Below are 16,184 nucleotides of genomic sequence, written 5' to 3' on the forward strand. Positions count from 1 at the left end.
TGGCAATGACAGTTGCATCAATCAAAACTTTACGCAACAAATCCAAAATCCAAAATTTAAAATCTAAAATATGATTACAGATAACGAAATCCGCGAACAAGGATACATCTACTTTCTGGCTGAAGCCCCAGAATTAGTACAAATTATTGAACAAGAACTATTTAGCTTATCGGAAGGCTATAGCACTGCTAAAGTTCATAACTTAATGCGGGCTACTCATACACTTAAAGGTGGCGCTGCTAATGTTGGACTAGAAGTAATTAAGATGATAACCCATTTTTTAGAAGATGTATTTAAGGCTTTATATAATCCAGAAGTGGTAGTTGATGCAGAATTACAAACACTTTTATTACAAGCTTATGAATGTCTTAGCATAGCATTAAATACCGAATTAATCGGTAGTACTGTTAATAATGAAGAACTGCTTCATCGAACGACTTCAGTGTTTGCACAGTTGCAAGAAAAGCTGGGTGATGCATTTGGTGCTGAGACTCATATTCCCACTTCTGAAGAATTGGGATTTGATATTGTCCAGTCTGTTTTTGAAGTAGGAGTAGAGCAACGTTTAAACAGTATTGCTGAAGCTGTTAATAATCCACCAAGTCATGACGAATTTATTGAGTTTTTACACTCTCAAGCTGAGGTGTTTCTCGGTTTAGCGGAATCTCTAAATTTACCCGGATTACGAGAAATTTCTCAAACAATTCTGTTAGCGCTGCAAGCAAACCCCACTCAGGTACAGCAAATTGCAGAAATTGCCCTTGGAGATTTGCAACAAGCACAACAATTGGTATTAAAAGGCGATCGCACATCTGGCAGAAAAACTTCTCCAGCTTTACAAAAACTCACGACAGTGGCAAATAATGAGTTATTTGGAGAATTAAAAACTAATTCAGAAGAACAATTTTACCAATTTATTACTACATCTGAGCATAATAAAAACGAATCAGTAAAGCCAACAACTGCCAAGTTTTATTTAAAAGTCATTCGCTACATTTGGGGCTGGTTTAATCACAAAATAAAAATCCCAAAATCAGAACTTAATTTTGATTTAATAGTTCCTAGATTAAAAGAAGAAAATTTACTTGATTATATTGACAATTGGTTGAAAAACTTTCTTGATTTTGTTCAAAATGAAGAAGATAGTCAAAGCCTTTGTATTTATCGAAATGGAATAATTTTAATTATAATCTTTGCTGTGACAAAGTTTCAGCATTCTATTAAAAAAGCTGACGCTTATATTTTACTAATTAAAATATTACAAACGCGAATTCATACATTAGCACAAAAATATAAAAAATATCCTCCAGTTAATAGTAAAGATAAAAATTGGCTTGATAGCCCAAAGTTACAAACACTCTTAGTTCTTAAAGAAATACCTAATGTATCTTCTCAAAAAACTGAAAACTTACTAGAAGCAATATGGGGAAAAGAAGCTAGCGAAAACCTTACAGAGCAGGTGGTGGTAACCACAAATGATGATTCTTCAGGAAAGCTTGATTCATTAACTATTAATAAGCAGGTAGTTATAAATGTTCCTGAAACAACTATTGAAGTCATGCCTGATTTAGCTACACAAATAAATAAAGACATAGAAGATAAATCACAGTATGTTCAAACTAAAAACTTTCGCCAATCTTCATTTATTCGTGTAGATACAGAAAGGCTGCAACACCTCAATTATCTAGCTGAGGAATTGTTAATTTCCCAAAAACGGCATAGTTTGCAAGATGAACAAGTCAAAGAAATAATTGATCAATTAATCCAGCAACTCACTAGACACCAAACAACTTTAAATGAATTACATGATTTACCATTACAAATACAAAATCTTAGCTCACAACAAACGCAAAATTTTGCAGTGAAATTTGACTCTTTAGAAATGGATGTATATACAGATTTTCAGATGACATTGCATGAAGCAATAGAAGAGACACTGCAACTACAAGAAACCACAGAGTCTCTTGACTTGCTTCTGACGCAAGCTGCCCAAATTAGTGACAAACAAGAAAATTTAACTCTTAATATTATAGATAGCTTAGTAGAAGCACGAATGTCGCCTTTGGGCAATATCCTGAATCGCTTCCCCCACATGGTAGATAAGTTGGGGAATGTTCATGCCAAACTTGTACAATTGAAACTTACTGGTACTGAAGTACTAGTTGATAAAGCGATCGCAGAAAAGCTGTACGATCCTTTGTTACATTTAGTACGTAATGCTTTTGACCACGGGATTGAATCTCCGCAACTTCGCCGAGAGTTTGGTAAACCAGAACAAGGGTTAATCGAAATCCGCGCCTATCATCAGGGTAGCCAAACTGTTATTGAGGTTCGAGATGATGGCCAGGGATTGAATTTAGACAGAATTCGCAGAAAAGCTGCTGAATTTTATCCGATACAAAGTGAAGAAAAAACTATTACCTATGCTTCTAATCTGGCTGAATCTGAACTGTTAGATATGATATTTTCACCTGGATTTTCTACTGCTGATAAAGTAAGTGAAATCTCTGGACGTGGTATAGGGTTAGATATCGTGCGAACTCAGATGAACGCACTTAATGGTTCAATTTCAGTTCAATCCTTACCCAACCAAGGAACAATATTTATACTCAAAATTCCCTTTTCTATGACTACCGAAAAATTAATGCTCGTTCAAGCAAAAGGTGTTGTATATGCCCTTATTTTAGACAGCATCGAAAAAATATTGATTCCGTCTGAGCAGCAGATTAAAGAAATTGAAGGTAAAAAAGTTTTACATTGGAATACAGACGATAATGAGACTATGGTCAGCCTCCATCAACTTTCAAAGTTGATTAATTATAATAATTCATGCTTGAATAATGATACTTTATATAATACATCAAGTAATCAAGAGCCAAGCATAGCAAAAAATCCGGTGCTTTTGCTACGACGAAATCAGGGAAGATTTGCTTTAGAAGTTGACCAAATAATTGGTGAACAAGAACTGGTAATCAGACCTTTAGGAAATGCGATCGCACCGCCAAAATACATTTATGGTTGTAGTAGTTTAGCCAATGGTAATCTCATCTTAGTGATTGATGCTTCATTGCTGGTATCTAGTGAACTTCAACAAACAACACTTGATGTCATGGCGCTATCAGTACCTTCTTTGTCAAATAAAAAAGCCTTAGCAATATCAGGAGATACTTTTTCATCTACACCATTACTTGCTGCATCTACTTCCACAAAAACTATAGAAACCCAACCCAGTTACTCTCAAGAGCCAGATAATACATCACCAAAAGAAACCCAACCCAGTTATTCTCAAGAGCCAGATAATATATTACCAAAAGTTGTTTTAGTAGTAGATGACGCAATTAGTCTGCGCCAAACTATCTCTCTCACATTGCAAAAATCTGGTTATCAAGTAATACAGGCTCAAAATGGTGTAGAAGCTTTAGAAAAGTTACAGCTACATCCAGAAATACAAGTTGTCATCTCCGATTTAGAGATGCCACGAATGAATGGTTTTGAGTTGTTGGGCAATTTTCGTCAATACCCCAATTTAGCCAAAAAACCTGTAATGATTCTCACATCTCGCAGCGCTGAAAAACATCGCCAGCTTGCTCAAGAATTGGGTGCAAAGGCTTACTTAACTAAGCCTTATTTAGAACATGAGTTTCTTTCTAAAATTAATGAGTTAATTAATAGTAATACAGATGATTTAAACCATTTAGTCCACCGTGGCAAATGACTAATGGCTCTCGCGTCGCAGTTTGATATTTTAAGAAATGCGATCGCTTTAATTACTAGGTAGATTATTTGGATCTACACCTAGAGAACGTAAATACTGCGCTAATTGTTCGGTCCTTTGTCGCTGCTGTTGTGCCTGTTCTGCATCTGTCAAATAGCGATTTCCTTGCTGATCATACCAACATAAAAACTCCTGTTGTATCCCAGCAATTACAGCTTGGTGTCGCCCAATACCTAACCCTAGTTCTGGCATCAAATAGGGTTCACCTATTTGTAGTTGGTAGTTTCCATCTATTAACTTATACACTTCAAAGGGTTGATGTTGGTCGCGTCGCCAAAACTCAGGGTTATAAATTACGTAGTACAATACACCAAGTTTACTGTATATATCTAACTTCTCGTCATATTCACCTCCAGGAGTGTGGGATACCATTTCTAATGTGAATATTGGAACTATCCCATTTTCCTCCCAAACTGCGTAACTTTTGCGTGATTTGCCACCCTTTTTCCGTTCTACTCCCACACTTAAAAAAGCATCTGGCACTACAGGTACTCTGGGATTTACTCCTGTCGTGTGATATACTCCCATATCTACCCCGAAGTACCAATCCATGCGATTTGCCCAAATGGAGTTGAGTAAGAAGAGTAAAATGTTGGGCAAAAAGTTTTGGTCTTCGTTATCCACTGGCGTATCGTCTGAACAGGGAAGTTCATCAGTCGTTGGTAACGCATTTTTGAGATCAGGTGAGAGCATAACCGTTGTCTCGCTGGCGTTTGATGCCCTTATTATAAATGAGTGACAGAAAGTTTAGCGTTTGGGTGCAGGTTCGCTAATAGTAGTGACTACTCACGAGATTTTTTGTTCACAAAAAATATTGTGGGTCAGATGTCGGCTTATAAGTTTAAGGTGGTTTCCCTCACTATTGATAAGGATTTGAAGAGCCATTACCTCGCATTGCTCTTGCGCGATCGCGGCTTATAAAAATCCTTCCCGTACAAAAAACTTTTTTGGGTCGATAGGCGCATGAAGGATTGTAACCTTCTATAAAAATTAATTTGCAGGAAATCTAGGCTAACAGCCACTAATTATTGTAATGTATGAAAATTTAGTGGTTGGGAGAGTTGTATTAAACAATGGAGTTGTAAGCGGGTAAAAATGACTCATACAAAGTCTACGTACGAGAAAACCAGGGTTTACCGAGTGAGTTCGTTGCAAAAACAGAAACCATAACAGATATCCTGACCGTACCCATAAAATCAAATTAAATTAATTTTTCAGCAATTTGACTGACGACAATTAAATAATTTACTAGTAAGCGGGATTTGTTCAGTCAGGAATATCGCTGTAAATCATCATGAAATGAGGTTTAATAATGACCAAAGGTGCAAGTTATCAATGTATCTCTCACAAATTCCTGCAAAATTTTACCCATTGTAGTTTCACGTTGCTGGTCAGTACGGTTTTGTTGTCTAAGTCGATGGGGGTAACAGCAAACACTTATCGGTCAACATCTATGACCAACAAGAGTGCGGTTACACAAACAGAGAAAGATATCGCCGCAATACCTTTGAGTACAAGTTTGTTGATAGCACAACAACCGCAAGTCCCAGCTAAACCCAACTCCCCAAAGGATGAAGGACTAGGACTGTCGTCAGAAGAACAACAAAAACTAGAGCAAGCAACACCCTATGTAAAGGCTAATGTAAACACAGCTTTTGCTCGAACTCAGCAACTGTCTAATGAAGGTCTGAAACTGTTTAATCAAGAAACAGGAAAATCTCGGTGACAAGCAATTGCTAAATGGGAAGAATTACTCAAAATCTGGCGGCAAAAAGATATAAGAGCTACTATCCCAAAGTATGCTGGCTTTGTAGAAGCTGCAATACTGCATGATATAGGTTCAGCTTACAGTCTTTTGGGTGAAAACCAAAAAGCACTGGAATATTTTAACCAAGGGTTAGTTATTCAAGTTGAACCCAAACACGGCATTGTGAAAGGTAATATACTCTTGGGTATCGCTAGTGTTTACTCTGGTTTTGGCGACAAGCAAAAAGCAATAGACTATTACAACCAAGCACTATCAGTGTTTCAATCTGAAAAACAAGACTCTTTAACTGCTGGGACATTTAGCTCAATTGCTCAAGACTATAAGGATTTGGGTCAGGCACAAGATGCAATTGACTCCTACAATAAGGCGTTGAAGATTCATCGGAAGAACAAAGAGCTAGAAGGGCAAGCAAGTATACTTAAGCTTAAAGGTCTAACATACTACGACTCATTCGGTAATTACCAAGAAGGACTTGTGTTTTTGAAACAGTCATTAGAGATCCAGCGCCAAAGGAAGGATTTACTTGGGCAAGCTGAGATTCTCGGCTGGATGGCCTCAATCTACAACTTCTCAGGCGACAAGCAAAATGCATTAGCATCCTTAAAAGAAGCACTACAGCTACAAAAAACAGCACTGGCAAAACTGTCTAAAGGTAATAATGACTTGCTCACACAAAGCAGTGTTCTTTCAAGTATTGCTGTCACCTACGTTTCTTTATATGATTTACAGGAAGCACTGAACTACTTAAATCAAGCGCGATTGCTTAGGCAAAAAGCAGGGAATCGGGGTTTGGAAGCGTTGGCACTTTCCTCAATCGCATATGTCTATAGTTCATTGGGTGAGAAACAAAAAGAGCTAGACTCTCTTAACAAAGCTTTAGCACTAAACCATGCCATTGAAAATTCAGCAGCAGAAGCTGGAACACTCAATGATATTGCCGAAACTTATCTTTCAATGGGTGAACCACAGAAAGCCCTGGACTCTCACAATAAAGCACTAGATATTCAAAGACGGCTAAAACTTAGCCCTGAAGAGGCAAAAACCCTCAAAGATATGGCTCTAGTTTACAGTTCATTGGGCGACTATGAGCAAAGTCTTAAAACCAGTGAACAGGCGTTAGAGATATTTGAGCAGCTAGGCGATCGCAATACGGAAGCCATGACTCTAATTAATATGTGTAATGTCTCCCGCAAAGCTCAAGAGTATGAGCAGGCGTTGAAATATTGTAACTCCGCGCTGAAGTTGAGCCATGAACAAAAGTATTTCTCAGACGAACAGAACGCACTGGTTGGGTTAGTTAAGGTTTACGAGTTATCGAAGGATTATCCTAAGGCGTTAGATAATGCTAAGAAGCTTGAGGTATTAGCTAGCCAACAAAATGACAACTTAAACAAAGGTATAGCCTTATTCTTTTTGAGCAGAGTATATCTGGCATCGGGTGAATATCAAAAAGCCCTCGAATCATCCAAAGAAGGGCTATCAGCGTGGCGAAACATGAAGTTTCGCTTGGGAGAAGCAAACTCACTTGACTACTTGGGCAAGATTTACAATTCTTTGAAGCAACCGCAGCAGGCAATTGAAACCTACAATCAACTATTAGCGCTGCGGCAGAAAATGGAGGATAAGGTAGGCGAAGCTGACACACGATACAATCTTGCTGTGACAGAGCGCGATAGAGGTAATCTTGAAGATGCCCTCACTCAAATTCAAACCACAATTGAGATAGTAGAAGGTATACGCACCAAAGTTACTAGCGAGGACTTGCGTACTTCCTACTTCGCCACAGTACAGGATTACTACAAGTTCTACATCGACTTGCTGATGCAGTTGCACAAAAAAGACCCATCCAAAGGATACGATGCGGAAGCACTAAACATCAGCGAACGTTCTCGCGCTAGAGGATTAGTTGAACTGCTAACAGAAGCTCGTGCAGATATCCGCAACGGTGTTGAACCCAAACTTCTAGCTACTGAACAGCAATTACAGCAGTTAATTGACGCTAAAACTCAACTTCTACAAGAAGCATCTACAAAACCAAATGCAGAACAAATAACAGCAAAACTTCAACAAGAAATTTCCGACATACTCATTCAACAGAAAGAATTAATCACAAAAATTCGTACTAGTAGCCCCAAATATGCAGCAATAAAATATCCCCAACCACTAGAATTACCCCAAATTCAACAACAACTTGATAAAGACACACTGCTGTTAGAATATTCTCTGGGTAAAGAACACAGTTATCTTTGGGCAGTGACTCCTAATTCCATCGATACATACATACTGCCTGGACGAGAGCAAATAGAGAAAGTTGCTAACAATTTCTACAAAAATTATCTAACTAATCCAGGAATACAAGGAGCATCCACAAAAGAAACCGCTACAGTTGCTAATTCTTTGAGTCAACTAATCCTTGCACCTGTAGCCCAAAAGTTGGGTCAAAAACGTTTAGTGATTGTCGCTGATGGGGTTTTGCAACAAATTCCTTTTGCAGCGTTGACCCAGCCATCTACTAATAGTAGCAAAGCTAATAACAAAACTACTTACCAACCATTAATAGTTAACCACGAAATAGTTAATTTGCCTTCAGTCACAGCTGTTGCAACTCAAAGACAGCTTCTTAAAGGACGTAAACACGCTCTCAAAACTTTAGCTCTCCTTGCTAACCCAGTGTTTGAAACAACTGATGAGCGAGTTACAGGCAAACCAGCAAGTACTACCCAAAACCTTGATATTCGTGGTCAAATACAACAATCTCAGTTACAAAGAGCAGCAAGAAGTCTTGACCGCAATGGATGGGGGGCGCTCCCTGGAACAGCAGAAGAAGCAAAAGCAATTTTAAAACTTGTACCTGCTTCTGATACTCTGCAAGCTTTTGGTTTTGATGCTAATTACAACTGGGCAACTAGCAAGCAACTCTCCCAATATCGGTTTTTACATTTTGCCACTCACGGATTTGCTAATCCTATTAACCCGGAATTATCAGGAATTGTCCTGTCCCTTGTAGATAAACAAGGCAATAAACTCTCCAATGGCTATCTTCAACTACGTGACATCTTCAACCTGAACTTTCCTGCTGATTTAGTAGTACTTAGTGCTTGTGAAACTGGTTTGGGCAAAGATGTTAGTGGCGAGGGATTAGTAGGCTTGACTAGAGGCTTGATGTATGCGGGTGCTGAACGGGTAGCTGTATCTTTGTGGCGGGTTGATGACGACGCTACAGCACAGTTGATGCAGGAATTCTATAAAGCTTTGTTGCAACAAGGTAAATCGCCTACAACTGCCCTTCGAGAAGCACAACTGAAACTGTGGAAAGACCCTAACTTGAATCAGCCACAATATTGGGCTGCATTCACTTTACAGGGTGAGTGGCGGTAAATCGTTTTAGCACCTAAAAAGTTTGAGTACACAACTAATATTCACATTTCCATTCAGGAGTAATTTCTCATGACTAAACAACCCATTTACAAACAACCACTCGCACTGTTTTTATCAGGAATTCTTGGTGTCAGCACTTTCGTTTATTGGGCATCGGTACAAGCGCAAACGCAAACACAAAAATCTACACCTCCAAAATTTACTTCTTTAAAAGATGCAGGTCAATTAAAACTTCCAAGCAATGGTCAACCTTTTATTCCCAGTCGTGGACAATCTCCAAAACCTAATGTAGGCGGGAAACGAGGAATACCTGATCAAATAGATGATCGCACTCCGATGTTGAGTAGGAAATATCCTTGGTCTACAATTGGACGAGTCCAAGGAACTACAGCCGATGCTGGTAGTTATCACTGCACTGGTGCATTGATTGCAGAAAATTGGGTTATAACTAATTCCCATTGTGTTATTGATCCTGATACTGGCAAGTTAAGTCAACAAATTCAATTTCTGCCAAACGTTATTGATGGACAAGTACAAGACGTTAGAGATGTCGCAACTGTAGAGCAAGTCGTCTATGGCACAGATTTCAAAAATGGTAAAGAACTAAATGCAAATGATTGGGCTTTAATGAAAATCAATCAACCTCTTGGTCGCAGGTATGGTTATTTAGGAATTAAAGCTTTACCAAGTGCCACTTTGATTCGCAACCAGAAGAGATTCTTTTTCATTGGCTATTCCGGCGATTTCCCTAGTGCTAAGTATCAACAGTATTTCACTGCTGGCCCTGGATGGACTGCCAGTTTCCAAGCTGGTTGTAGTATTGTTAAGGAAGAAGAAAACTTCCTTTTACATGACTGCGATACTGCTGGTGGGTCTTCCGGAGGCCCGATTATTGCCATGATTGATGATGAACCATACATTGTTGCCCTCAATGAGGGTGAAATTAAAGACTTACGCGCTCATAAAGACCTAATTAATGTAGCGGTAAAAATCGACTTTTTGGAGCGGTTGAGCGCTAGAAATTAGCATCTAGAGACGGAGCTAGCAATGGTGTCATCAGGGGCAACAGCCCCGACATCACAAGGAAGTGAAGTAAGGCAGCACTGGCAGCCAAAACCCTTATTAACAGAGCTTTTGGGCAAGTCAATCAATTCTTTTTGTTACTCAATTTTCTTAAAACCGCTCAATTCCATAGTTAATTCCATCATTTATTTCACCTCCGAATGATTATCATTATTGTATTTGGTGATTTTATTCCTTGGAAGTCCCAAACTTAATTAAAAGTGCGATCGCAATACTAACAAGCAAAATTAACGTCATACTTAAAGCTGAACCAAATCCCCAATTTTGCGTTGCTCCCAGAAACTGGTTATAAACTAACCGCGCCGCCGTCATACTAGAAGCACCACCAAGTAATTCTGGATCGACAAAATCCCCCAAGCCTGTGATGAATACAAGCATAGAAGCAGCCGCAATTCCAGGAAAAATTTGTGGTACGGTTACTTGCCAAAAAGTTTCCACCGGATTTGCGCCTAAATCAGCTGCCGCTTCTAGCAACCGCTTGTCTAGCTTTTCGAGAGAAGCATATAAAATCAAAACCATATAGGGTAATAAGCTGTAACTCATACCAATAAATACAGCTTGACTCTGGTTAAGTAATTCCAAAGTAGGCAAGCCTAAATTGCTGAGTAAACTGTTTAATAAACCAGTAGGACGAAGAATTGTAATCCAAGCGTATGAACGAAGTAACGAGGAAGTCCACAAAGGTAATACAAAGCCTAATAGCAGCAAATTCCGCCAACGCTGCGGCGCTATCTGAGCAATCCAATAAGCGACGGGAAAGCCCAAAATTAAACAAATTATTGTAGTGCCAAACGCAAAAAATAGCGATCGCACAATTACTTGCACATAAAGGGGGTCAAATATTCTAATGTAGTTTTTGAATCCGTTGGGATTGACCAAATCTCCTGGCCGGATGTCTGCAACTAAACTTAACTCGAAAATTATCAAAGTTGGTAGCACCAACAAAAGTAATAACCAAATTCCAGATGGTGCAAGTAATACCAAAGGTTGCAGCCAATTACTGAGGGGGCGATGCAATTCTTCTATTTTAGAAATATCACTTTTTTGAAAATTCACCACTTATAACTCCTAACTCCTGTACAGACAAGGGTTAATCGCGTCTCTACTCCTAACTCCTGTACAGACGCGATTAATCGCATCTCCTAACTATTTTAGCCGCTAGTTAATTGTGTCCAATAGCGATCATAAACCTCTTCAAATTCTCCTACAGGAGTAACACGTTCACAATTTGCTAAAAGTGCCTCTGAGGGAAATAAATTAGGATTATTTTGGATTGTTTTTGGTAATTGCTCAAATCCAGCACTATTAGGTGTAGAAATATTTAGGCGTTGACTAATTTGGGCTGCTAATTCTGGTTGCAAAATCATGTTGATCCAAGCATAGGCTCCAGCTAAATTGGGGGCTGTTTTAGGAATTACAATAGTGTCTGTCCATAATGAAGAACCACTGCGAGGAATTACATATTTGAGTTTAGGGTTTTCTTGAGAAATTCTCACCGCATCTGCTGAATAGCACATTGCCAATAGTAAATCTCCTGCCAGAATTTGATTTTGCCAAGCGTCGGTGTCAAAACGTGCGATCGCAGGTTTTAGAATCTTCAATTTTTCATAAGCTTGTTTGATTTCTTGTTCATTTTTTGAGTTGTAAGAGTAACCTAGCATCCGTAACGTCGCACCCATCACTTCTCGAACATCATTGAGCAAGGTCATTTGCTGATTAAGTTGCTTTTGATGTTGCCAAAGGTAATCCCAGTCTTGTGGTGGATCTTTGATTTTTTCAGAATTGTAAAGTAAACCTGTTGTTCCCCAGTTAAAAGGGATGCTATATCGGTTATGGGGGTCATAGCTAGGATTCTGAAACCGAGGGAATAAATTCTCTAAACCGATTAAGCGATCACGATCTATTTCTGTTAATAAACCTTTCTTTACCATCTTCTGCACCATGTAATCTGATGGGTAGATGATGCTGTAAGTCCCACCGCCTCCAGCTTGCAATTTAGCCAACATGACATCATTGGAATCATAGACATCCGCTAGCACTTTCATGGCGGTTTGGGTGCTAAAGGTTTTCAATAATTGGTTGTCAGTATATTGCGTCCAGGTAAAGATATAAAGTTGGTCACGTTGACCCGAAGTATTAGAATTAGCACGTACTTCAGCTAGCCTCCAGCCACAACCAGCTAAAGATGAGCCAGAAAGCCCTGCCACCCCTTTTAAAAATTGGCGTCTGTTAGTCATTAAGTTAGAAGCTGTTTATCAACAACCTCTAGATTACGGTATACCTAGTAACCCCTGCCGTGATTTTTAGGGATAAATGTGTCAATCTTCACACTTACTGTAGAGCTTGCTTAATCTATGGTAGTTGTCCTGTCTCAAAGAGATCCTTGCATGGAAGGAGTTCTTCATCATACGGGTATCAGTGGGACAAAAAACCAGAAGTTTTTACAGATGAAATTATGTAGATTTTGACTATATAGCTTAGACTAGTAAATCTATCATCATATTTCTTATAGCTTCAATCAATAGGCTGTTATGCTCTTCCCAAAAAAGCCAAACAAGTTTGTAGAGAATTGCGGCACAAAGTAGTTAAATATGTTGTTAAAGATTTGTAAACTGTTAGCAGCCGAGTAGCCGCGTGTCACATCTTGTTAAGGAATTATCATGAGACAACTTGTTATTGCTGAACGCGTATGCCTGATTGGTCATATCGTGTCAAAAGCCTTTGGACTGGTAGGGATGCTACTGGTCGTACCTAATGCCGAAATAATTTTAAACTTATCGCAGGTTGGAGAAACTGCCATGCAGTTAAGTATGGCAGGTGGCGGTGTAGTTGATATCATCTTGGGGACAATAGCTGTCTCTATTTATGCCTACCGGACGCTGGGATTGGGAACTTGGCTAGCATTTATGCTGCCGGCTATGTTTATCTCCTTGGGTAGTGAACTACTGGGAACCAGCACAGGTTTTCCATTTGGTGATTATAGCTACTTGAGTGGCTTGGGTTATAAGATTGCGGGGCTAGTTCCTTTCACAATTCCTTTATCTTGGTTCTATGTTGGGCTGTCGTCTTATTTAATTGCGAGAACTGGTTTGAAAGTGGCACAAAAATCTAGTTGGGGACGCCATATTGCGGCTATAGCCGTTGGTGCTTTACTCTTCACTTGCTGGGATTTTGCCCTTGAGCCAGCGATGAGTCAAACTTCTCTGCCTTTTTGGTATTGGGAACATCCAGGAGCTTTCTTTGGCACACCTTACCAGAACTATGCAGGTTGGTTTGGCACTAGTGCCTTGTTTATGACTGTGGCAGGATTGTTGTGGAGAAACGCTTCGATTAAATTAGAGCGAGCGCAACTTAATCTACCCTTAGTCGTTTATTTAACTAACTTTGCCTTCGCTGCCGGACTAAGCTTGGCCGCTGGGTTCTCTATTCCTGTGTTACTCGGCTTATTCCTTGGTGTAGCTCCTGCTGTGGCGCTGTGGTTAAGCAGTTCAACCACTCCCACTCCAGTTGCTGTTGAACCAGCAAACAATGAAGTCTCGGTGGCAAGAAGCGTTAAAGTTGCCTTGAAATAAGTCTGTAGAGCGGGGAGTGGGGGATGAGGGAGCAGGGGGAGAAATCAATTCAAAATTCAAAATGACGCTCTCTACAAGACGCTAAAAGCGAACGCGGACTCGCTCTAAGCGAACGCGAGTGCGTCTCGTAGAGAAGCCATGCCGAAGGCGTTGCCTCTCGTTCGCGCAGCGTCTCCGATAGGAGAAGAGAAGGCTTTACGCTCCGCTAACAAAATTCAAAGATTTTAGAACTTCTGCCTTCTGCCTCCAGAAAGAACTGCCTCCTCTTTCCCAATGCCCCATGCCTAATGACTAATGACCAATACTTCGGCTTCTCTACGAGACGCACTCGCGTTCGCTCAGTACAAGTGACTAATGACTAATGACAACGCTTTGATAGTAGAAAGCGCCATCTGCCTTTTATTGCTACTTATCCAAGTACCAGCAACAGCAATCCTGTTTTCGCGCTTGCTAAAGGGGCCAAGACGGCTTCCTCCAATAGAACCGCAACAGCCGACACCAGAGCTTTTGGGTAAGGTTAGCGTCGTCGTTCCCACGCTGAACGAGGCGCTTCGCATTAGCCCTCTGTTGGCTGGTTTAAGTCAGCAAAGCTACGAAGTTCGGGAAATTATTGTTGTAGATAGCAAATCTGCTGATGGTACCCCCGACTTGGTAAAAGCGACACAGCAGAAAGATCCGCGCTTTCGTGTGATGACAGATGACCCCTTACCCTCTGGTTGGGTAGGGCGTCCTTGGGCATTGCATAACGGTTTTCTATTTAGCTCTGAGGGTAGTCAGTGGTTTCTGGGGCTGGATGCTGATATTCAACCGCATCCTGGTTTGGTTGCTGGTTTGGTGAAAACGGCCGAAGCACAGGGGTACGATCTCGTTTCCCTTTCACCCCAGTTCATCCTCAAATATCCGGGAGAGTGCTGGCTACAACCGGCTTTGTTGATGACTTTGCTTTACCGATTTGACCCGGCTGGGATCAATACAGAGCATCCAGAACGGGTGATGGCAAATGGACAGTGTTTTTTGTGTCGCCGCTCTGTTTTAGCTGCTGTGGGTGGCTATAGCAGTGCGAGTGGTTCTTTTTGTGATGATGTCACTTTGGCACGAAATATTGCTGCTCAAGGGTATAAGGTAGGCTTTTTAGATGGCGCAAAGGTGCTAAAGGTACGGATGTATGAAGGGGCGATGGAGACGTGGAAGGAATGGGGGCGGAGTCTCGACCTCAAAGATGCAACTTCTCGGTCGCAGTTGTGGGGAGATTTGTGGCTACTCACATCTGTTCAAGGTCTACCTCTTTTAATTGTCCTCAGTTTTTTGTTGATTTCTCCTCCACTCTCGTACTCGCTACAGACGCGATTAATCGCATCTCTACCCACTTTTCTACTTCTTCTGCTAGGACTAAATTTATTCTTAGTAGTAATTCGCTTTGCTATGCTAATTGCGATCGCACCTTCTTATGATCGCAAAAGCGCAAAAGCCAGTTGGTTATTCTGGCTTTCCCCTTTTGCCGATCCTTTAGCTGTGCTACGAATCTTCTTATCTGCGTTCCGCAAGCCACGCGAGTGGCGGGGACGGAAATATAGTGGTGAGTTATGAGTTATGAGTTATGAGTTATAAATTTTCAACTCTTCACTCCTAACTCCTTACTCCTTACTCCCTACTCTAAACTCCCTACTCCTCTTCACCTCCTACTTGATCCCCGCGTTCCAGTTCCCAAAGAATTTGATTTCCTTCACGGCGTACCCGTGACACTATCCAGTTTCGCCAGCGCCATTGATCTCCCCGACTGGTAACAGCACTGGCGTGGACATCCATCAAGTCTGCTAACTCAGAACTGGTAATTAAGTAGCCTTTTTCTGAAATTTCGTCGGCGATACGCAGAGTTTCGACCAAACTGCGGAGTTGCGAAACCCTCATTTCTGGCGGTTTTTCATTGGTTGTGGCCGCAGCTGGCCCAGTAGATAGTTCCATAACGGTTATTTCTGGTGCAGAAGTACTGATTTCTTGCGGACTTTGGTTAATTATTCGAGAGTTTTTTTCATAATCAGCTACTTTTGCTACATTTACGTCATTTTTGGAAGGTAAAGATTTATAAAAATTTGCAGGAGTTAATTGTTGTAGCGAAGGAATTTTACCACTGGCGTATGTGCGAGCGATCACATCACAACGCTCGTTACCTATGTTACCAGAATGTCCCCTGACGTATTGCCATTTTATCTGTTGGGTATTAAGTTCATCGAGAGTTTCCAAAAGGTCTTGGTTTTGGACGGGTTTACCATCTGACTTTTTCCAGCCGTTCTTTTTCCAGCCTTTTACCCACTTGGTAACGCAGTTAATTAGGTATTCGCTATCGGTATGAAGGATGATGGGTTGGGTTTGTTGAGATGTTTGCAAAAATTGCAGGGCTGCGATCGCAGCTTGCATTTCCATTTTATTATTAGTGGTATGAACAGATGCATCGCCCATTTCGTGGATTGAGCCATCGCTAAAGTAAACGACAACTCCCCAACCGCCAGGGCCAGGGTTTCCGGTGCAAGCACCATCGGTATATATGTTTTCGATTGTGGGTTGAGTGGACATGGTTAAGATATCGAACTGCAAAGAACGCAAAGGACGC

The 16,184-nt window shown here is 40.6% G+C and carries 10 protein-coding genes; 6 read left to right on the top strand and 4 right to left on the bottom strand.

Features of this window, described 5'->3' with window-relative positions:
• The first annotated feature begins 70 nt into the window (after positions 1–70).
• A complete protein-coding gene (locus V7L20_RS21235; protein ID WP_334745974.1) occupies positions 71–3,715 on the top strand; it encodes a hybrid sensor histidine kinase/response regulator in 3,645 nt (1,214 codons plus the stop codon).
• Positions 3,716–3,763: 48 nt separating this feature from the next.
• Here the strand turns inward: V7L20_RS21235 and V7L20_RS21240 are convergent, their stop codons facing one another.
• Positions 3,764–4,468, bottom strand: coding sequence for a Uma2 family endonuclease (locus tag V7L20_RS21240; RefSeq protein ID WP_334745975.1), 705 nt, complete (start codon positions 4,466–4,468; stop codon positions 3,764–3,766).
• A gap of 619 nt (positions 4,469–5,087) precedes the next feature.
• On the opposite strand from V7L20_RS21240, the gene V7L20_RS21245 reads away from it, so the two are divergent.
• The 3 genes from V7L20_RS21245 to V7L20_RS21255 all read left to right on the top strand — a co-directional run bounded on the left by V7L20_RS21245 (position 5,088) and on the right by V7L20_RS21255 (position 9,947).
• Complete coding sequence (locus V7L20_RS21245) at positions 5,088–5,501, top strand: hypothetical protein (RefSeq protein ID WP_334745976.1); 414 nt, start codon at positions 5,088–5,090, stop codon at positions 5,499–5,501.
• Between the two features lie 99 nt (positions 5,502–5,600).
• Positions 5,601–8,921 (top strand): CHAT domain-containing protein, encoded by a 3,321-nt coding sequence (locus tag V7L20_RS21250; RefSeq protein ID WP_334746039.1) that lies wholly within the window; start codon positions 5,601–5,603, stop codon positions 8,919–8,921.
• A 69-nt stretch (positions 8,922–8,990) separates the two neighbouring features.
• Positions 8,991–9,947 (top strand): trypsin-like serine peptidase, encoded by a 957-nt coding sequence (locus V7L20_RS21255; RefSeq protein ID WP_334745977.1) that lies wholly within the window; start codon positions 8,991–8,993, stop codon positions 9,945–9,947.
• A 225-nt stretch (positions 9,948–10,172) separates the two neighbouring features.
• On the opposite strand, the gene V7L20_RS21260 is transcribed toward V7L20_RS21255, so the two are convergent.
• Together V7L20_RS21260 and V7L20_RS21265 are read right to left on the bottom strand one after the other, a co-directional pair.
• Complete coding sequence (locus V7L20_RS21260; protein ID WP_334745978.1) at positions 10,173–11,060, bottom strand: ABC transporter permease; 888 nt, start codon at positions 11,058–11,060, stop codon at positions 10,173–10,175.
• Positions 11,061–11,155: 95 nt separating this feature from the next.
• A complete protein-coding gene (locus tag V7L20_RS21265) occupies positions 11,156–12,241 on the bottom strand; it encodes an ABC transporter substrate-binding protein (protein WP_334745979.1) in 1,086 nt (361 codons plus the stop codon).
• Between the two features lie 423 nt (positions 12,242–12,664).
• On the opposite strand from V7L20_RS21265, the gene cruF reads away from it, so the two are divergent.
• Both cruF and cruG read left to right on the top strand, forming a co-directional pair.
• A complete protein-coding gene (gene cruF, locus V7L20_RS21270) occupies positions 12,665–13,576 on the top strand; it encodes a gamma-carotene 1'-hydroxylase CruF (protein WP_334745980.1) in 912 nt (303 codons plus the stop codon).
• A gap of 354 nt (positions 13,577–13,930) precedes the next feature.
• On the top strand, positions 13,931–15,163 hold the full coding sequence (cruG, locus tag V7L20_RS21275) for a 2'-O-glycosyltransferase CruG (protein WP_334745981.1): 1,233 nt from the start codon (positions 13,931–13,933) through the stop codon (positions 15,161–15,163).
• A gap of 75 nt (positions 15,164–15,238) precedes the next feature.
• Here cruG and rnhA read toward each other — a convergent pair whose 3' ends face one another.
• Positions 15,239–16,147, bottom strand: a complete 909-nt coding sequence (gene rnhA / locus V7L20_RS21280; RefSeq protein ID WP_334745982.1) for a ribonuclease HI — start codon at positions 16,145–16,147, stop codon at positions 15,239–15,241.
• Between the last annotated feature and the right edge of the window lie 37 nt (positions 16,148–16,184).

The organism is Nostoc sp., assembly GCF_036916735.1.
GTDB lineage: Bacteria > Cyanobacteriota > Cyanobacteriia > Cyanobacteriales > Nostocaceae > Nostoc.